Annotated in this window: 17 protein-coding genes; 9 read left to right on the top strand and 8 right to left on the bottom strand. The window is 71.8% G+C overall.

Annotation, left to right across the window (positions count from 1 at the left end; genetic code table 11):
- The first annotated feature begins 67 nt into the window (after window positions 1–67).
- Window positions 68–790 carry a hypothetical protein gene (locus IG99_RS09120; RefSeq protein WP_234311780.1) on the top strand — a complete coding sequence of 241 codons (723 nt, stop codon included), beginning with the start codon at window positions 68–70 and terminating at the stop codon, window positions 788–790.
- Window positions 791–824: 34 nt separating this feature from the next.
- Here the strand turns inward: IG99_RS09120 and IG99_RS09115 are convergent, their stop codons facing one another.
- Window positions 825–1,778, bottom strand: coding sequence for a helix-turn-helix domain-containing protein (locus IG99_RS09115; protein WP_037671731.1), 954 nt, complete (start codon window positions 1,776–1,778; stop codon window positions 825–827).
- A gap of 248 nt (window positions 1,779–2,026) precedes the next feature.
- Between IG99_RS09115 and IG99_RS09110 the strand changes: the two genes are divergently transcribed.
- The gene (locus IG99_RS09110) at window positions 2,027–3,517 is read left to right on the top strand and encodes an MFS transporter (RefSeq protein ID WP_078947590.1); all 1,491 of its coding nucleotides are present in this window, start codon (window positions 2,027–2,029) and stop codon (window positions 3,515–3,517) included.
- 441 nt (window positions 3,518–3,958) lie between these two features.
- On the opposite strand, the gene IG99_RS09105 is transcribed toward IG99_RS09110, so the two are convergent.
- Both IG99_RS09105 and IG99_RS09100 read right to left on the bottom strand, forming a co-directional pair.
- The gene (locus tag IG99_RS09105; protein ID WP_037671727.1) at window positions 3,959–5,404 is read right to left on the bottom strand and encodes a sensor histidine kinase; all 1,446 of its coding nucleotides are present in this window, start codon (window positions 5,402–5,404) and stop codon (window positions 3,959–3,961) included.
- Entirely contained in the window at window positions 5,401–6,147 is a 747-nt protein-coding gene (locus IG99_RS09100) for a response regulator transcription factor (RefSeq protein ID WP_078947589.1), read from the bottom strand. The genes IG99_RS09105 and IG99_RS09100 overlap by 4 nt, the downstream gene beginning before the upstream one ends.
- Window positions 6,148–6,244: 97 nt before the next feature.
- On the opposite strand from IG99_RS09100, the gene IG99_RS09095 reads away from it, so the two are divergent.
- From IG99_RS09095 to IG99_RS09070, 6 genes are all read left to right on the top strand, one after another.
- Window positions 6,245–7,582 carry a ferredoxin reductase family protein gene (locus IG99_RS09095; protein WP_051865054.1) on the top strand — a complete coding sequence of 446 codons (1,338 nt, stop codon included), beginning with the start codon at window positions 6,245–6,247 and terminating at the stop codon, window positions 7,580–7,582.
- Between the two features lie 13 nt (window positions 7,583–7,595).
- The gene (locus IG99_RS09090) at window positions 7,596–8,000 is read left to right on the top strand and encodes an FMN-binding protein (protein ID WP_037671722.1); all 405 of its coding nucleotides are present in this window, start codon (window positions 7,596–7,598) and stop codon (window positions 7,998–8,000) included.
- Between the two features lies 1 nt (window position 8,001).
- The gene (locus tag IG99_RS09085) at window positions 8,002–8,727 is read left to right on the top strand and encodes an FAD:protein FMN transferase (RefSeq protein ID WP_037671720.1); all 726 of its coding nucleotides are present in this window, start codon (window positions 8,002–8,004) and stop codon (window positions 8,725–8,727) included.
- 183 nt (window positions 8,728–8,910) lie between these two features.
- Window positions 8,911–10,041, top strand: coding sequence for an ABC transporter ATP-binding protein (locus IG99_RS09080; RefSeq protein ID WP_078947624.1), 1,131 nt, complete (start codon window positions 8,911–8,913; stop codon window positions 10,039–10,041).
- Window positions 10,038–10,745, top strand: a complete 708-nt coding sequence (locus IG99_RS09075; protein ID WP_037671716.1) for an ABC transporter permease — start codon at window positions 10,038–10,040, stop codon at window positions 10,743–10,745. The genes IG99_RS09080 and IG99_RS09075 overlap by 4 nt, the downstream gene beginning before the upstream one ends.
- On the top strand, window positions 10,742–11,407 hold the full coding sequence (locus tag IG99_RS09070; protein WP_037671715.1) for an ABC transporter permease: 666 nt from the start codon (window positions 10,742–10,744) through the stop codon (window positions 11,405–11,407). The genes IG99_RS09075 and IG99_RS09070 overlap by 4 nt, the downstream gene beginning before the upstream one ends.
- Here the strand turns inward: IG99_RS09070 and IG99_RS09065 are convergent.
- Genes IG99_RS09065 through IG99_RS09045 form a run of 5 tightly spaced genes read right to left on the bottom strand, consistent with a single transcriptional unit; the run spans window position 11,404 to window position 16,333 of the window.
- Complete coding sequence (locus IG99_RS09065; protein WP_037671714.1) at window positions 11,404–11,829, bottom strand: RidA family protein; 426 nt, start codon at window positions 11,827–11,829, stop codon at window positions 11,404–11,406. The two genes, IG99_RS09070 and IG99_RS09065, sit on opposite strands and share 4 nt — an antisense overlap.
- A gap of 58 nt (window positions 11,830–11,887) precedes the next feature.
- Window positions 11,888–12,487, bottom strand: coding sequence for a GTP-binding protein (locus IG99_RS09060; protein ID WP_037671713.1), 600 nt, complete (start codon window positions 12,485–12,487; stop codon window positions 11,888–11,890).
- On the bottom strand, window positions 12,474–12,923 hold the full coding sequence (locus IG99_RS09055; protein ID WP_037671711.1) for a DUF742 domain-containing protein: 450 nt from the start codon (window positions 12,921–12,923) through the stop codon (window positions 12,474–12,476). Before IG99_RS09055 ends, IG99_RS09060 begins: the two co-directional genes overlap by 14 nt.
- Window positions 12,924–12,959: 36 nt before the next feature.
- Complete coding sequence (locus tag IG99_RS09050; protein ID WP_037671710.1) at window positions 12,960–13,451, bottom strand: roadblock/LC7 domain-containing protein; 492 nt, start codon at window positions 13,449–13,451, stop codon at window positions 12,960–12,962.
- Window positions 13,448–16,333: a sensor histidine kinase gene (locus IG99_RS09045; protein WP_063768295.1), complete on the bottom strand. Its 2,886-nt coding sequence runs from the start codon at window positions 16,331–16,333 to the stop codon at window positions 13,448–13,450. Before IG99_RS09045 ends, IG99_RS09050 begins: the two co-directional genes overlap by 4 nt.
- Window positions 16,334–16,598: 265 nt before the next feature.
- Here IG99_RS09045 and IG99_RS09040 point away from each other — a divergent pair, with 265 nt between their 5' ends.
- Window positions 16,599–17,555, top strand: coding sequence for an ABC transporter substrate-binding protein (locus tag IG99_RS09040; protein ID WP_051865051.1), 957 nt, complete (start codon window positions 16,599–16,601; stop codon window positions 17,553–17,555).
- Window positions 17,556–17,558: the final 3 nt, after the last annotated feature.

Genomic DNA, 17,558 nt, shown 5'->3' with positions numbered 1-17,558 from the left:
TCGGCATATCGCACACTGTTCGACAGCATGCTTTGTCATGTTCGCGCCTCGATGGAGAGGATGCCCGGTGGAGAGATGTACGTTCACGCGGCGCGCGGCGTTGGCCGCGGCGGCAGGGGGGATCGCGGCGCTCGGTACGGGGGCGCTCGGCGGCACCGCCCAAGCGGCGACGGGATCGGCAGAGCGGACGGCCGCCGACCCGCCGACCGGGACAGTTCGAGTGTTCTGGCTCAAGCCCTCGGATGTGGCGAACGACTCGCGGTACCCCAACGGCATCACCGGGGTGATGCGGGAGTCACAGCGCTTCTACCGGCAGGAACTCGGTGTGACGTTCCAGCTGAACAACCCGGCGGTGGAGGTGGTCCAGGGCAACCACCCGCGGTCCTGGTACGAGAACACGCCGAACGGCGGTGAAGCGTACTGGTGGGTGGTCTTCAACATGCAGCAGGAACTGATGGCCAGGTTCGGTCTCGGATCCCCGGACCCGCGCTGGCTGTGCGTCGGCGAAGTCAGCGCGGAGAAGGCGGGTGTCTCCGGCGGCGGTGGAGGTGGCGGCTGGGTGATCCTCAGCGGCCATGACGCCGACGGCGCCGCCGGGATCAACGGCGCGATGAACCGGTGGTACGGCGGCATGGTGCACGAGTTGGGCCATGCCTTCGGTCTGCCCGATTCCACGCGTACCGACGGCACACCGATGTCCGCCTCGTTCTACGACTACCCGAACTGCCACTTCAGTCAGCAGCAGAAGAACGGGATACGGAACGGCCCCTACGGCCGCTTCCTGTCCTGAGCCGCCGGGCGCCCGCCCCAGGAACGGCACGGGCTCAACCGGCGGAGGCGTGGGCTGGGGAGGGCGTACTGGCCGGGCATGGCCCGGCGGCCTGCTCCGGCTGCTCCGGCTGCTCCGAGGGCGTCGACTCCGGTCGGTTGTCCGCAGACTCCAGGCTGAGCATGGCCGTCTCATCCGGGGTGCCAGGGGATGCCTGGTAGACCACCATGCGCTGGCCCCCCGTCCGGGCCAGTCGCATGACCTCGTAGGTCAGGGTCATCGGGCCGGCCTTCGGATGCCGGAAGGACTTCTGTCCGCCGCCGCGTTCGCAGACGTCGTACCGCTCCCAGAGTCGCGCGAACTCCGGTGATTTCAGGAGCAGTTCACCGACGAGCGCGGTCAGTTCGGGATCGTCCGGGTCGGCCCCGGCGACTGCCCGCAGATGCGCCACCGAGAGGGCGACGGTGTCCTCCCACGGCTCGTAGAGCGCCCGGCCGACCGGGTGGAGGAAGACGTAGCGGGTCAGGTTGCGCCGGTCCTCCGGCCAGTCCCAGAGCCCGGGCATCAGCCGTCGGCCGGGCAGGTTCGCGGCCAGTACGCGGTTGTAGCGACTCACCACGTAGGCGGGCAGCGGGCGCACGGACTCGAGCATCCGCAGTACAGACTCGCGGACGGTGTGGTCGGAGCTGGCCGGCAGCTCGGAGGACCGGCCGGAGGCCAGTTCCGCGAGCTCGTGCAGGCGTTCGTAACCGTCGCCACGCAGCCGTAGGGCACGGCCTAGGGCTTCCACCACGGCGGGGGAGGGGTTGGTCTCCCGGCCTCGCTCCAGGCGGATGTAGTAGTCGACACTCACTCCGGCCAGCGCGGCCAGCTCCTCCCGGCGCAGTCCGGGGGTGCGGCGCAGGCCCGCGCCGGCCGGGAGGCCGACATCCTCAGGGCGCACCTGCGCCCTGCGGGCCTTCAGGTACCGGCCGAGCTCCGTGCCTCTCGTATCCGCTGCTGCTGACATTCGGCCATTGTCGCAGGCGGTCAAGGAGCGTGGGGGGCCGTGTCATTGCCTGGAACGCCGCACCCCGGGTACAGCGTGGTCTGCCGGGCGGCCACGAGTTGGCGGAGAGTTGATGCCGGAGCGGGCGGCCGGGCCGCCGGGGCCCAGGGGGTGCGAGACACCGGACCGCGGCCTCCGGCGGGCTGCGACCGCCCGCCCGCCCGGTCCTCTCTGATGAGCCGTCACCCGCAGTTGCCGAGGAGTCCCCCATGCCGGCCACCCCTGCTCCGTCCCCGTCCCCCTCCCCAACCACGGTTTCCGTCCCCGGGCAGGCCTCGCAGCCGTCGACGCCCGGCCCGTGGCCACGACAGCCGGACCGGGCCCGACCAACCGCGCCGTCCGCGGAGGCCCCCGCCGCACCGCACCGGAGCGGTGTCGCCCTGGTCGCTTCGCTGCTCGGCTTCACAGTGATCACCATCGACGTCTCGGCCGTGAACATCGCGCTGCCTGCGATCCGGGACTCCCTGAGCGGTGGGATGGCCGGGCTGCAGTGGGTAGTGGACGCCTACACCCTGATGTTCGCGGCCCTGATGCTCTCCGCGGGCGCCCTCGCCGACCGCGCCGGGGCCCGCCGTGCCTACGCGTGGGGTATCGCCCTGTTCACCCTCGCCTCCCTCGGCTGCGCGCTCGCACCCGGCATCGGCGTGCTGGTCGGCTCGCGCGTGGCGCAGGGCGCCGCCGCGGCGATCGTGATGCCGGCCTCGCTGGCGCTGATCCGGCAGGCGTACGAGGACGCCCGGGCGCGTGCCCGCGCCATCGCGCTGTGGACGGTCGGCGGCTCGGTGGCGATGGCCGCGGGCCCGGTGCTGGGCGGACTGCTCACCGACTCGGCCGGCTGGCGGGCGGTCTTCCTGCTCAACCTCCCCGTGGGCGCGGTGACCCTGGGCCTGCTGGCCCGCGTGCAGCGTTCCCCGCGCCGGCCCGCCGCGCTGGACGGCGGCGGCCAGCTCACCGCCGTGGTGGCCCTCGCCGGTCTGGCCTTCGCGGTGATCGAGGGCGGCCATCTGGGCTGGACCAGCGGCCCCGTGCTGACCGCCGCCGCGCTGGCCCTCGCCGCCGGGTACGCCTTCCGCGTGGTGGAGGCCCGGCACCGCCAACCCATGGTCCCGCCGGGCATGCTGGCGGACCGCCGGGTGGCCGTCCCGCTCGCGGTCGGCTTCGCCGTCAACGCCGCCTTCTACGGCGGGATCTTCCTGCTCGGGCTGTACTACCAGCAGCTGCGTGGGATGTCGGCCGTCGCGGCCGGGCTCATGTTCGTCCCGATGTCGGCGGTGGTGACGGCGACCAACCTGGTGTCGCCGCGGCTGGCGGAGCGGATCGGGCGGCGGTCGGTGATCGTCGCCGGCCAGCTGATCTTCACGGGAGCGATGCTGGCCATGCTGCCGCTGGCCGCGCACACCCCGGTGTGGCTGGTACTCGTCCTGCTGCTGCCGCTGAGCGTCGGCGGGGCGCTCGCCGTGCCCGCCCTGACCGCACTGCTGATGGACGCCGCCCCGCAGGAACGCGCGGGGACCGCGTCCGGACTGCTCAACTCCCTCCGTCAAACCGGCGGTGCGCTCGCTGTCGCCCTCTTCGGCAGCTTGCTCTCCGGCCCGGGCGGGGGCTTCTCCCTGCCGGGCATGCGTATCGGCCTCCTCACCGTCGCCGCCCTCCTCCTCGCCACCGCCGCGCTCTCCCGCCTCCTCCTGCCCCGCGGCTGACCCCGACGACCGGCCGCACCCGCCCGCCCGCAGCCGCTTCTCGTCTACGAGCCCGACCGCGTCGTGCCGCCCCGACTCACGCGGCTCAAGATGGCCGTGGCGACGATCTCGTCCTCCGCGCGGGAGGGGTCCGTCGTCACCCCAGCGCGTAAGCGAGATCCGTCCTCCCTCACCCCGCATATGAGCGAGATCCGTCCCCCCACCCCGCATGTGAGCGGGATCCGTCCTCCTCACCCCGCATGTGAGCGAGATCCGTCCTCCCTCACCCCGCATATGAGCGAGATCCGTCCCCCCACCCCGCATGTGAGCGGGATCCGTCCTCCCCACCCCGCATGTGAGCGGGATTCGTCCTCACGCCCCGCGCGTGAGATCGGGGTCCGTTCTCACCCCCCGAGCGTGAGCGGGACCCGCCGCCACCCTCCGAGTCAGCCCACCCCGCCCTCAACTCCCCCGCGTAAGCGGGATCCGCATCGTGAACACCGTCGCCCCCGGCCCCCCGCCCAGTTCCAGCGTGCCGCCGTGTGCGTGGACGAGGGAACGCGCGACGGAGAGGCCGAGGCCGCTGCCGCCGCGGTCGCGGCTGCGGGCCTTGTCGACGCGGTAGAAGCGGTCGAAGACGCGCTCGCGGTCGGCGGGCGGGACGCCGGGGCCGGCGTCGGTGACGCGGACGACGGCAGCGTCGTCCGCGACGGCGATCTCCACGAGCACCGGGGTGCCGGCCGGGGTGTGGACGGCCGCGTTGGTGAGGAGGTTGTCCAGGACCTGGCGGACGCGCTGTGGGTCGACGCGCAGCAGGAGCGGGCCGGGGCCGGTGTTGACCTTCAGGGGGCGGTCGGGGCGGCTCGCGCGGAAGGCATCGGCCGCCTGCTGCGCCAGCTCCACGAGGTCGGTGTCCTCCATGCGCAGTGGTGTCTCCACCTCGGCGGCGTCCAGGCGGGCCAGCAGCAGGAGGTCGTCGAGGAGCACCCCCATGCGCGCGGCCTCGGCACGCAGCCGGGCCAGGTGCTTGTCGCGTTCCTCGGGGGCGTTGGCGGCCGCGTACTGGAAGAGGTCCGCGTACCCCCGAACCGACATCAGCGGGGTGCGCAGCTCGTGGGAGGCGTCGGCGACGAAGCGGCGCAGCCGCTGCTCGGCCTCCGCGCGGACCGCGAGGGAGGCGTCGATGTGCTCCAGCATGGTGTTGAACGCGGTGCGCAGCTCCTCCACCTCCGGGCCGCCGCCCGGGCCGTCCGCGCGCAGCGGCAGCCGTGCCGCCGACTCGGTGAGGTCGTGCGACGTGATGCCGTGCGCGGTGTGCGCCATGTCGCTCAGGGGCTTGAGGCCGCGCCGCAGCATGGCCCGCCCGAACACCACGAGGGCCAGCAGGGCGAGCCCGAAGGTGACGGCCTGGATCGTGATCAGCCGGCCCACGGTGTCGTCGATGTCGTCCATGGGCGCCGCGCTGACCAGCACCACGCCGGGCTTCACCTCACACGCGCGCAGCCGGTACGTGCCCTTGCCCTGGATGTGCTCGGTGCGCAGGACCTCCGTGTCAGCGGCGGTCTGCGCCCGGGCCACGGAGGTGAAGTCGTCGACGTCCTCCGGCAGGTCGGCGGGGTCGTCGGGCTTGCGGAGCTCGGCCTTGCCGTCCGACACGTCGTACACGGCGTAGAACCAGCTGTAGTACTTCTTCCCTGTCAGCGTGCCGTAGTCCGCGATGCTCTTGGACTGGGCGATCTGGCCCTGCGCCAACGTCGTGTCGAGCTGGGCCGACAGATAGTCGCGCATATAGGTCGTCAGCGCGGTGCCCACGACCGCGAACACCAAGAGCGACAGCACCCCGAGGCCCAGCGCCAGCCGGGTGCCGAGCCGCAGCCTGCCGTACGACCGCCGCAGCCGCCGGATCACTCGGCCGCCGCCTGCCGGACCACGTAACCGAACCCGCGCACCGTGTGGATGAGCGGCGAGCCGGTGGCGTCCAGCTTGCGGCGCAGCCGGCTGACGACCAGCTCCACCACGTTGGAGCGGCCCCCGAAGCCGTACTCCCACACGTGGTCCAGGATCTGCGCCTTGGTCAGCACGGTCGGGGACTTGCGCATCAGGTAGCGCAGCACCTCGTACTCGGTCGGCGTCAGCGTCAGCGGCTGCTCGCCGCGGCGCACCTCGCGGGTGTCCTCGTCCATCGTCAGGTCCGCCACCCGCAGCACCGAGCGCTGGAAGCCCGGCCCGGCGCTGCGCCGCAGCACGGTCCGCAGCCGGGCCATCAGCTCCTCCACGGCGAACGGCTTGACCAGGTAGTCGTCGCCACCCCGGGTCAGCCCCGCCACCCGGTCGGCGACCCCGTCGCGCGCGGTCAGGAACACCACCGGAACCATCGTCCCGGAGCGGCGCAGCCGGTCCAGGACGCCGAAGCCGTCGATGTCGGGCAGCATCAGGTCGAGCACCACGATGTCCGGGTGGAACTCGGCGGCGCTGCGCAGCGCCTCCTCACCCGTGTTCGCCGTGACCGCGTCCCAGCCCTCGTAGCGGGCGACGGTCGCGACCAGGTCGGCGATGGGCGGATCGTCGTCCACGACCAGGAGTCGTACTTTTTCCACCCGCTCATACTGCGCCACGCACCCGCTCCCGCCACCCCCGGGCACCTCACCCATGTGCTTCGATAAGCACTTGAAAGTTGTACGACAGGAAAACGACAGCTTCCAGCGGCGAAGCTCGGAGTCCTGAGGACCCGATCAAGGAGTTTCGTCCGTGACGACCGTCCAATCGCCACCCGCAGCACCCACGGCGATACGTCCCAAAGTCGTGGCCCGCACCGGCCTCTACGCCCTGCTCGCCGCCAACGCGGCCGTCGTGGCCTTCTTCTTCGTCCAGGCCGGCTTCGACTCGGGCGCTCTGATGGTGCTCGGCCGCTTCACCGGCCTGTACGCCGCTCTGCTCATGGCGTTCCAGCTGCTGCTGGTGGCCCGGCTGCCCTGGCTGGACCGCCGCATCGGCATGGACCGGCTGACCTCCTGGCACCGCTGGGTCGGCTTCGGCCTGCTGTGGACTCTGGTCGGGCACGTGGTCTTCATCACCTTCGGTTACGCGCAGCTGTCGTCGATGGACCCGGTCAGCCAGCTCATCGACCTGGCCGAGACCATCGAGGGCGTACTGCGCGCCCTCGTCGCCTTCGCACTGATCCTGGTGATCGGCGCGGTCTCGGCCCGCTGGGCACGGCGCCGGCTGGCCTACGAGACCTGGCACTTCGTCCACCTCTACACCTACGTCGCCGTGGTGCTGGCCTTCACCCACCAGGTCGCCGTCGGTACGACGTTCACCTCGTCGTCCGCCGCCACTGCGTACTGGTACGGGCTGTGGGGCTGCGCCCTCGGCGCGGTGGCCGTGGGCCGGCTCGTCCTGCCGCTGTGGCGCAACTGGCGCCACCAGCTGCGCGTCTCGGCGGTCGTCCCCGAGACCGACCACGTGGTCTCCGTCTACATCACCGGCCGCGACCTGGACCGGCTGCCCGCCAGCGCCGGCCAGTTCTTCCTGTGGCGGTTCCTGACGAAGGACCGCTGGTGGCATGCGAACCCGTTCTCCCTGTCGGCCGCCCCCGACGGCCGCACCCTGCGGCTCACCGCCAAGGCCGCAGGCGACGGCTCCGCCGCCCTGCGGCACCTCAAGCCCGGCACCCGGGTCTTCGCCGAGGGCCCCTACGGCGCCTTCACCGCGATGCACCGCACCCGGCCCGAGGCCGTGCTCATCGCGGGCGGTGTGGGCGTCACGCCCATCCGGGCCCTCCTCGAGGAGCTGCACGGCCACGCCGTGGTCATCTATCGGGTCGCCACCGACCGGGACGCCGTCCTCTACGACGAGCTGCGCGAGCTCGCCCACGCCAAGGGCGCGGAGCTGCACCTGGTGACCGGCCCGCCCGTCCCCGACCGGCTGGCCGCGGGCGAGCTGGTCCGGCTGGTGCCGGACATCGCCGACCGGGACGTGTTCCTGTGCGGACCGCCGCCGATGATGAACGCGGTGCTGGGCAGCCTGCGCGAGCTGAACGTGCCCAAGCAGCAGACCCACTTCGAGCGCTTCAGCCTGGCGGGATGAGGAGGACGACATCGTGAAGCGAGCCCTGCCCGTCCTGGTCCTCTCCGTCGCCGGCCTCATCCCCGTCTGGCGCTACGAGCCGTCCACCGGCTCGACCGCCACGGAGGCCACCGCCCCCGCCTCCACGCCGTCCGTGTCCTCGTCCCCCGGATCCTCCTCCAAGGTGGTCACGGGCACGCTCGTCCCCACCGAGAAGGGTGACGTACAGGTCGAGGTGACCTACGCGGGCGACAAGATCACGTCCGTGCGCATGCTGAAACAGCCCAACCATCCGCAGACCACGGCCGCGGTGCCGAAGCTGATCGCGGAGACGTTGGAGGCGCAGAGCGCGGACATCGACACCGTCTCCGGGGCGACGATCACCAGCGACGGCTACAAGGAATCGCTCCAGGCCGCGATCGACGCCAAGGGCGCCTGAGGTGCGGCGCGTCGAGCACGTCATGGGGTTCCCCGTGTCGCTGCGGGTCGACGACGAAGACGTCCCCGCGGAGGCCGGGGACGCCGTCTTCGCGTGGCTGCGCGAGGTCGACGAGCGGTTCAGCCCCTTCAAGGCGGGCAGCGAGGTGTCCCGGTTGGACCGGGGCGAGCTGTCCCCGGACGGGCTGAGCGCCGACCTCACCGAGGTGCTCCACCTGTGCGAGGAGTACCGGATCGCCACCGGCGGCGCCTTCGACGTACGGCTGCCCGGACGCGGCCTCGACCCCTGTGCGGTGGTCAAGGGCTGGTCCGTGCAGCGGGCGGCGGAGCTGCTCACGGCGGCCGGCGCGCGGCGGTTCTGCCTGAACGCCGGAGGTGACGTCGTCGTCTCCGGCGGCCCGTGGCGGGTCGGCGTACGGCACCCCGAACACGCCGACAAGCTGTGCACCGTCCTCGCCCTCACCGACGGCGCGGTCGCCACCTCCGCGTGCTACGAGCGCGGCGATCACATCATCGACGGCCGCACCGGCCGCCCCGCCACCGGCCTCCTCGGCGTCACCGTCGTCGCCCCGACCCTGACCGAGGCGGACTCCGTGGCCACCGCCGCCTTCGCGATGGGCCCGGAGGGCATCGACTGGGCGGCCGCGCGGGAGGGGTGCGAGGTGTACGCCGTGGACGCCGGGCGCCGGGTACTGCGGAGCCGTGGGTTCCCGGTGTCAGGTACGTGATCGTCGTCGACGAGACCTCGGTGGCGCCGCCCATGTGGACGCCCACAGCCTGGCCTGCCCGGACGCCGAGACTCGGCCACAGCGCCGCAACACGGGCGGTCTAGACTCACCCGCAACGGCCCGCCCGATCACGGCCAGGGGCGCGGGCAGCGGCTCTGCCAGACCCGAAGGGTGTTCGGCGCTTTGATACGGATAGATTCAGTCACCAAGCGGTATCCGGACGGCACGGTGGCGGTCGACCGGCTCTCCCTGGAGATACCGGACCGCTCGATCACCGTTCTCGTGGGCCCCTCGGGCTGCGGGAAGACGACGACCCTGCGCATGATCAACCGGATGGTCGAGCCCAGTGAGGGCACCATCCTCATCGACGGCAAGGACATCACGCAGCAGCCGGTCAACACCCTGCGCCGGTCCATGGGTTACGTCATCCAGAACGCCGGTCTCTTCCAGCACCGCACGATCGTCGACAACATCGCCACCGTGCCCCGCATGCTCGGCTGGGGCAAGGAGAAAGCGCGGGAGCGGGCCCGTGAACTCATGGGCCGGGTCGGGCTCGACGCCTCCCTCGCCAAGCGGTACCCGTACCAGCTCTCCGGTGGCCAGCAGCAGCGCGTCGGTGTCGCGCGGGCGCTCGCCGCCGATCCGCCGGTGCTGCTGATGGACGAGCCGTTCTCGGCCGTCGACCCCATCGTCCGCAAGGGACTCCAGGACGAACTCCTGCGGATCCAGGACGAGTTGGGCAAGACCATCGTCTTCGTCACGCATGACATCGACGAGGCCGTCAAGCTCGGCACCATGGTCGCCGTGATGCGTACCGGCGGCAAGCTCGCCCAGTTCGCGCCGCCCGCCGAGCTGCTGTCCGACCCCGCCGACGCGTTCGTCGAGGACTTCCTCGGCGCCGACCGCGGCATCCGCCGGCTCTCCTTCTTCCCGTCCTCCGGACTGGAGTTGCTCACCTCCCCGATCGTCGCCGTCGACTCCACCGCCGAGCAGATCGCCGCGCGCGCCACCGAGGACGTCCCCTACCTCCTCGTCACCGACCTGGAGGGCAGGCCCCTCGGCTGGGGCGAGCCGGACGAACTGACCGCCGGGGAGATCGCGCCCGAGCGGCTGCTGCCGTACGGGCGGCCCTTCACGGCCGGTTCGGGCACGCTGCGGGCCGCGCTCGACTGTGCCGTGCTGTCACCCACCGGGTGGGCTGTCGCCGTGGACGGGGACGGCCGGGCCACCGGGGTCGTCTCGCAGCAGACCATCGCCGAGGCGATCCGCGGGGCGCACGCGGAGGGCCGTACGGACGCCAAGGCCGCCCGATGAGCGGCTTCTTCGACATCCCCAGCGACCTCCAGCACAGCTGGCTCGGCCTCGTCGGGCTGCACCTGCGGGAGGCCCTGCTGCCGGTCCTGGCCGGCCTGGTGGTCGCGCTGCCGCTGGCTCAGCTGTGCGTGCGCTTCCGCTGGCTGTACCCGCCGGTGCTGTGGGTGACGACCGTGCTGTACGCCATCCCGTCCCTGGCCTTCTTCGTGGTCCTCATCGACTACACCGGCCAGACCGAGCTCACGGTGATGATCCCGCTCACCGTCTACACCCTCGTCGTGCTCGTCCCGGCGATCGTCGACGGCGTCCGCTCGGTGCCCCAGGAGACCCTGGCCGCTGCCACCGCCATGGGCTTCGGGCCCGTACGCCGTTACGTCCAGGTCCAGTTGCCGATCGCGGTGCCCGCCATCGTCGCCGGTCTGCGGGTGGCGACGGTGTCGAGCATCTCCCTCGTCAGCGTGGGCACCCTGATCGGCAACCAGGGCGCCCTCGGTAACCTGCTCAACGACGCGACCATCTACAACCGGCCCGAACTCGCGTGGAACGCCGTGATCACCATGGCCGTCCTGGCGATCCTCGCCGACGCCGCGCTGGTCCTCGTACGGGTCCTGCTGACCCCCTGGATGCCGAGCGGCACACGCCGCCGCAAGACCGGGGCCCGGCCCGAACCGGCCGCGCCCGCCCTGGAGGACGCAGCCCGGTGATACTCAACTTCGTCAACGCCTTCTTCAGCGACCACGCCCACTGGACCGGTTACGACGGCATCCCCACGCGCGTGGGGGAGCACGTCGGGTACACCCTGCTGGCGCTCGCCCTGGCCGCCGCGATCGGGCTGCCCGTCGGCCTGCTCACCGGTCACTACGGGCGCGGCGGCAACGCCCTCTCCCTCATCGCCACCGCCGGACGGGCCCTGCCCACCTTCGGTCTGCTGGTGCTGATGACGCTGCTGCTGGGCTTCGGCCTGGTGAACGTGATGATCCCGCTGGTCGTTCTCGCCGTCCCGCCGATCCTGGTCACGACGTACGAGGCGATGCGCTCCGTCGACCCCTCCCCGGTGGACGCCGCCCGCGGCATGGGCATGAGCGAGGCGGGCATCCTCTTCCGGGTCGAACTCCCGGTCGCCCTCCCGCTGATCCTCAGCGGCCTGCGCTCGGCGGCCATCCAGATCGTCTCCACGGCCACCATCGCCGCGTACGTCTCCCTCGGGGGCCTCGGCCGCTACATCGTCGACGGCCTCTACCAGCGCAACTACGAGAAGGTCATCGGCGGCGCCTCCTGCGTCGCCGTACTGGCCCTGGCGACCCTGGCCCTGTTCTGGGCGGTCGCCAGGGTCGCGGTCTCCCCGGGGGTGCGCCGGAGCGCCTAACCCCTTTCGACGGTGTCCTGCGGCCGTACGGCGACGGCGTCGACCTCGAACAGCATGCCCGGGAGGGCGAGCGAGGCGACACCGCTCAGGGTCTGGGCGGGCAGACGGTCACCGAAGCGGGCGTGGAGAGCCTTGCCCAGAACCTCCAGCTTGGCGGAGTCGTGGTCGACCACGAACGAGCCCAGCCGGACGACGTGTTCGAAGCCCAGACCCACTGCGCCGAGCGCCGCCCGCAGCCGCTCGAAGGCCAGCTCCACCTGTGCCGCGAAGTCACCGGGGACGGGGGCGCCGGTGGCGTCGGACGCGTACTGACCCGCGATGAAGACGAGTTCGCCGGGCGCCGACACGGCGTGGCTGTAGCCGAAGGGGGTCGGGTCGTGCAGCGTGGGCGGGTTGGTGATCGTGCGCGCGTCGAGGCTCATGGCAGGTGCCAACACCGGTGCCGGGCCGCCCATTCCGGGCCGCCCGCCCAGTGCCGGCTCACGCCTCCGAGCGCGCCAGCGCCAGTTCCAGTACGACCAGCAACGCGTCCCGTACCGAGCCGCGTTCGCGGGCGTCGAAGACGATGACCGGGACGCGGTCGGCCACGTCGAGGGCCCAGCGGACCTCGTCGAGGCCGTGCTCGACCTTGCCGTCGAAGGCATTGACGGCGACGGCGAACGGGATCTGCTTGTGCTCGAAGTAGTCGACGGCCGCGTAGCAGTCGTCCAGGCGGCGGGTGTCGACGATGACCAGCCCGCCGACCGCGCCCTCGACGATGTCGTCCCACATGAACCCGAACCGCTCCTGCCCCGGCGTGCCGAACAGGTACAGCTTCAGGGTGGGGTCGATGGTGAGACAGCCGAAGTCCATCGCGACCGTGGTGGTGGCCTTGCGCGGGGTGTGCGTGAGGTCGTCCACGCCCGCCGCGACCTCGGTGATCGCCGCCTCGGTGGTCAGCGGCTCGATCTCGGAGATCGCGCCGACCGCGGTGGTCTTGCCCACCCCGAAACCGCCCGCGACCACCATCTTCACCGGCAGCGGCGGCCGTACCGCGGCCCGGTCGGCCGCGACGGTGGCGAGCGGTTCAGTCGGAGTCACGGAGTACCCCCCGGGAGTCGGGAATCGCGCGCAGGCCGTCGATGAGCCTGCGCAGTACGGAAGCGTCGTGGGTGACGTCGGCGTCGGGCACGTGCACCGTCAACTGCCCGGCGTCGCGCAGGTCCTCGGCGAGGACCCGTACGACGTTCAGGTGCAGCCGCAGCCGGGCCGCCAGCTCCGCGAGGGACTGCGGCAGGCGGCACGCGGCGACGATGTCGTGCTGCTCGAAGGAGAGCCCGTCGAGCGCGTCGAGTCCGGTGACCGTGGCCACCACCTGGGTCTCGACGGGCATCGTCCGACTGGAGGCGGTACCCGCCACCCGGCCGGCGGTGACCAGGAACGGCCGTACGGCGGGGGCGGGACCGACCTGGGCCGGTACGGGGGGCGGCGCGGAGCCGTCCTCGCCGGCGCCGCTCGCGGTGCGGCCGTCCGCCATCGCTGGTCGTCTTCCTCTCTCGGCCGGCGGTGAGCGTCAGCGCCGCGGTGTGTTCGTGGACTTCGTGGCACCCACGCTGTTCTTCAGCTCCAGCACGAGCTGCGGGTTGAGCGCGGAACCGGCCCGGTTGGCGAACACCGTCATCTCGTAGGCGATGTTCCCCAGCTTGGCCTCCTTGTCCGTGACGACACCGAGCACGGCGCCGCTGCCGATCGCGGAGACCAGGAGGTGGCCGCCCTCCAGGTCGATGATGACCTTGTTGAGACCGCCGAGGCCGTAGTTGCCGGAGGCGCCGGCGGCCAGGCTGGTGATGCCGGAGACGATCGCGGCGAGGCGTTCGGAGTCGGCGGGCTCACGCAACTCCGACACGGCGATGAGCAGGCCGTCGGACGACACGGCGATGGCGTCCACGACGCCCGCGGTCTCGGTGGCGAAACGGTTGAGCAGCCAGGTGAAGTCGGCTGCGGCGGCCTGCAGGTCGGTCGGCGTGGTGCCTCCCGTCGAGGTGTCACCTGTCGACGTGCTCACTGCTCGGCTCCTTCCGGGAGGTGATTCTGGTGCTGCGGTTCACGCGGGCCGGGGTGGTCGTGTCCGTCGCGTGGGGCGGTGGGTCGGGGGTGGTGCGGGTGGTCCTGGACGGGTGGGTGGTCGCCCGCCGAGGGGCGGTCGGCCGTCGTGGGTCTGCCGTCGGCCGTCGTGGGTCGTTCGGCCGTCGTTGTGGGTCTGTCGGCCGTCGTGGGTCGGTCGGCTTTCGTCGGTCTGTCGTCGTCCGTCGCGTGCCGGTCGTTCGAGGCGTGCCTGTCCTTCGGGCGGGGCGTGTCGTGCGGGTCATGTGCGTCCCGCTCGTCCCGCGGGCCGCCGCTGTCTCGGTGCGCGCGCTCCACGGCCGCCTCGAACTCCTCCAGCGCCTGGCGTACGGCGTCGGCGTCGGCGGGGCGGGCTGCCTGGCGCGCGGTCTGCTCGGCGGCACCGGCCGTCGTACGCAGGGTGGCTCCCCGGACGCGTCGGCGCAGGGGGCGTGCGCCGCCGTCGCAGGTGGGGGCGGGCGGGGGAGGCGCCGGGGTGTCCTTCGCCCAGGACGGGGTCGCCCGGATCGGGCCCTCGCTGCGGGGCTGCGGGACGGACGGCGTCTCCCCGGCGGCGGCAGCGGGCGGCAAGGGCGCCTGCGGGCCACCTGCGGCGTCGTCCCGCCTGGGCACACGGCGGGGGAGGGCGCCGGGCTGCTCGCCGGATCCGCCCCGCCCGGCCTGCGCGGGTACGGCCGGCAGGGGGCCCTGGGCCACGGCATTCGCCGTGCGTCCGGTGTCCCGCGCACCGACGGTCGGCTCGGAGACCGTCGCCACCCGCGCGCCGTCGACGTCCGCGTCGGCACCGTCGGCACCGTCGGCCACGGAGGTCACCGGTGTCACGGGCGAACCGTCGGCGGCCACCGTGCTGAGGGTCAGGAGCAAGGTCGACGGGATGGTGATCTCGGAGGTCACACCGCCGCCCGGGGTGCGGGAGAGAGCGACGGCGACATCCCAGCGGCGCGCCAGTGCGCCGACTACGAAGAGGCCGAGGACCTTCGTGGGTACGAGGTCGAGACGCTCGCGGCGGATGAGTCGGGCGTTCTCCTCCTCCAGCCGCTCGGCGCTCATGCCCAGGCCGTGGTCGGCGATGGTGATCAGCGCGCCGTCGGCGCCGTCCCGCACGCTCACCTCGACGGTGCTGTCCGCCGGGGAGAACGACACGGCGTTCTCCAGGAGTTCGGCCACCATCAGGGTGAGGTCGCCGATGATGTCGGGCTCCACCATGACCTCGGCCCGGGCGGACAGCCGGACCCGCTGGTAGCCCTCGATCTGGCCGAGCGCGGCCCGTACCACGTTGGTGAGCGCGGTCGGGCCGGAGTCCAGGACGGTCTCGCGGATGCCGGCGAGCAGCATCAGGCTGTCCGCGTTGCGGCGCAGCCGGACGGCGATGTGGTCGATGCTGTAGAGCCGTTCGAGCAGGGCGGGGTCGGTCTCCCCGCGCTCCACCGCGTCGATCAGCGCCAGTTGGCGGGTGGTGAGGTTGCTGACCCGGCGGCCGACGTTGCCGAACATCTCGGCGGTGTTGCGCCGGCTGAGCACCTGCCGGGCCAGCAGCGCGACCGCGGTGGCCTGCACCCGGTTGAACACCTCGGCGAGCTGGCCGATCTCGTCGCGCGCGGTGACCGGTATCCGGCGCAGCCGCGCCGGCCCGTCGTCCTCGGCGTCGTCGTCGGCGACCCGCGCGAGTTCGCGGTCGGCGACGTCGGCGACCTGCTGGGCGGCGCCGGTGAGGGCCAGCACCGGGCGGACCACGGAGCGGCGGACCAGCACCGAGAAGGCGATCCAGAGGGCGAAGCCGACGAGCGCGAGGGTCAGCAGCAGGCCGGCCCGCCACTGGGCGTCGTCGGCGGCGGAGTCGGCCCGGCCGGCGATCTCGTCGATGAGTGAGGTGGTGATCTTCAGCCGGCTCTCGGCCTGGTCGCGGTAGACGCCGTAGGAGGCCAGCGCGTCCTGGAACGCCTTGCGGGCCTCGGCGGGCGAGTCGGCCTGCAACCCGCTGGGGTCGACGGTGAGTTCGGCGTAGTGCCGGCCGATGGTGGCCTGCGGGACGCTGTGCTCGATGTCACCGAGGGTGTCGGCCTGCGCTTCCGTGGCGAACCGCGCGAAACGTTCCGCCTGGTAGGTGTAGACGGCGTAGTTGCCGACCGCGCCGGTGAACTCGATGAGCGCGTTGGAGTCACCGGTGCGGGCCGAGAACACAGCGGTCTCGTAGGCGGCATGGGCGGCGTCGGCGCGCAGCAGCGAATCGAGCAGGTTGCCGGTGAAGGTGGCGGCGAGGGCGGCGTTGCGGTCCAGGCCGAGGCCGTCGATGACACCCTGGGCGGCGTTGGTGTACGCCGGGTCGATGTTGTCCGCGGGCAGATAGCCCTGCTCGATGGTGTCGCGCAGGCTGTCCAGCCCGGTGATCTCGCGCAGGGCCTGCGCCTCGCCCTCCGGCAGCCGGTCACCGAAGGTCTCGCGCACCGCGCGGACCTGGGAGTCCACCATCACCTGCGCCACCCGGTACGCCGACTGCGAGGGAGTGCCGCCGTCGTTGGTGGCCTCGTGGCGCACGGAGAGCAGGATGGCCTGCTGGTGCTCGGCCTCCAGCCGGTCGACGAGCTTGGCCACCTCGGCGCTGTCCCGGACGAGTTGGGCCGCCGACTCGGCGCTGTCGGACTCCTGGACGAGGTCGGTGATGAGGTAGGCCAGCAGCACCGCCACCACGGCGAGCGGAACGCCCAGCAGGACACTGAGTTTGCGCCGGAACGGCCAGCGATCGGCGAAGGTGTGCATGCCGTGCAGCCGACGGGTCCCGCGCCGCGAGGGCCGTGCGGGCGCGTCCACCTCGTTCGTGGACACCGGACCTCCTTCATGGGGTACGTGACCGGATCTGATCGATGCGGACTGGAACCCCCGTGACCGCTGTGACCGATGTCAACGGTCGTGAGCCTACCGGCTCGTGGAACGGCCGATCGTGTTGCCCTAAGTCAAGAATCCATCACGAAGCGCCGTCGGCCCGATCGGGTTCTGTTTGCTTTCCTTTTACAACCGGTCATGTTTCGAAGCCAATCAGTAACCAGACTGCTCTTGACTGGGCCAGAACCGGCTGGATTGGATCAACTCTGTGATTCCTACCGCGAAGAGCACCTGGCCCACCCCGAAACACCCCGGCGTCGCTGCCGTCGCCGTCGCCGCGGCGGTGCTCGTAGCGGGATGTTCGTCGTCCTCCGGCGACACCAAGGACCCCCTCTCCGGGGGCAAGGCGGACGGCAAGACCGTCGTCGTCGGTTCCAACAACTTCGCCGAGAGCATCCTGCTCGCCGACATCTACGGCGAGGCCCTGAAGGCCAAGGGGGTCGACGTCACCTACAAGCCCAACATCGGCAGCCGCGAGACGACCTACGGCCTGCTGAAGAACGGCTCCATCACCGTCCTGCCCGAGTACAACGGCTCGCTGCTCGCGTACCTGGACGCCAAGGCGGAGCAGAAGTCGAAGGAGACCGTGAACGCGGCGGTCAAGGCCAAGCTCGACAGCAAGCTGACGCTGCTGGAGTCGGCGCCCGCGGAGAACAAGGACTCCGTCACGATCAACGCGGCGACGGCGAAGAAGTACAGCCTGACCTCGCAGTCCACCCTCGCCGACCTCAAGGCGGCCGCGCCGGACCTGGTGATCGGCGGCTCGCCCGAGTTCCAGACCCGGCAGCAGGGTCTGCTCGGCCTGAAGTCGCAGTACGGGCTCGAGTTCAAGTCCTTCAAGGCGCTGGACGCGGGTGGCCCGCTCACCCAGGCCGCGCTGAAGAAGAACACGGTGCAGGCCGCGGACATCTTCACCACGGACCCGACCATCACCAAGGAGAAGTTCGTCGTCCTGCAGGACCCGAAGAACCTCTTCGGCTTCGCGAACGTGACCCCGCTCGTCTACAAGAGCGGACTCTCCCAGGAGGGCGTCGACGCCCTGAACGCGGTCTCCGCGAAGCTCGACACGAAGACGCTGCTCGACCTGGACACCCAGGTGCAGCTGGAGAACAAGGACCCGCTGGACGTGGCCAAGGCGTGGCTGAAGTCCGCCGGTGTCGGCTGACCG

This window comes from Streptomyces griseus subsp. griseus (assembly GCF_000720255.1).
Classification (GTDB): Bacteria; Actinomycetota; Actinomycetes; order Streptomycetales; family Streptomycetaceae; genus Streptomyces; species Streptomyces griseus_I.
Note: the sequence above shows the minus strand (reverse complement) of the source record. Positions and strands in the feature narration are given on the sequence as shown.

Bases quoted from the DNA above. Each gene is read 5' to 3' on its own strand.
- IG99_RS09100 (WP_078947589.1), bottom strand. From the start codon at position 6,147: ATGGGTGAGGTGCCCGGGGGTGGCGGGAGCGGGTGCGTGGCGCAGTAT.
- IG99_RS09065 (WP_037671714.1), bottom strand. From the start codon at position 11,829: ATGAGCCTCGACGCGCGCACGATCACCAACCCGCCCACGCTGCACGAC.
- IG99_RS09110 (WP_078947590.1), top strand. From the start codon at position 2,027: ATGCCGGCCACCCCTGCTCCGTCCCCGTCCCCCTCCCCAACCACGGTT.
- IG99_RS09075 (WP_037671716.1), top strand. From the start codon at position 10,038: ATGAGCGGCTTCTTCGACATCCCCAGCGACCTCCAGCACAGCTGGCTC.
- IG99_RS09115 (WP_037671731.1), bottom strand. From the start codon at position 1,778: ATGTCAGCAGCAGCGGATACGAGAGGCACGGAGCTCGGCCGGTACCTG.
- IG99_RS09055 (WP_037671711.1), bottom strand. From the start codon at position 12,923: ATGGCGGACGGCCGCACCGCGAGCGGCGCCGGCGAGGACGGCTCCGCG.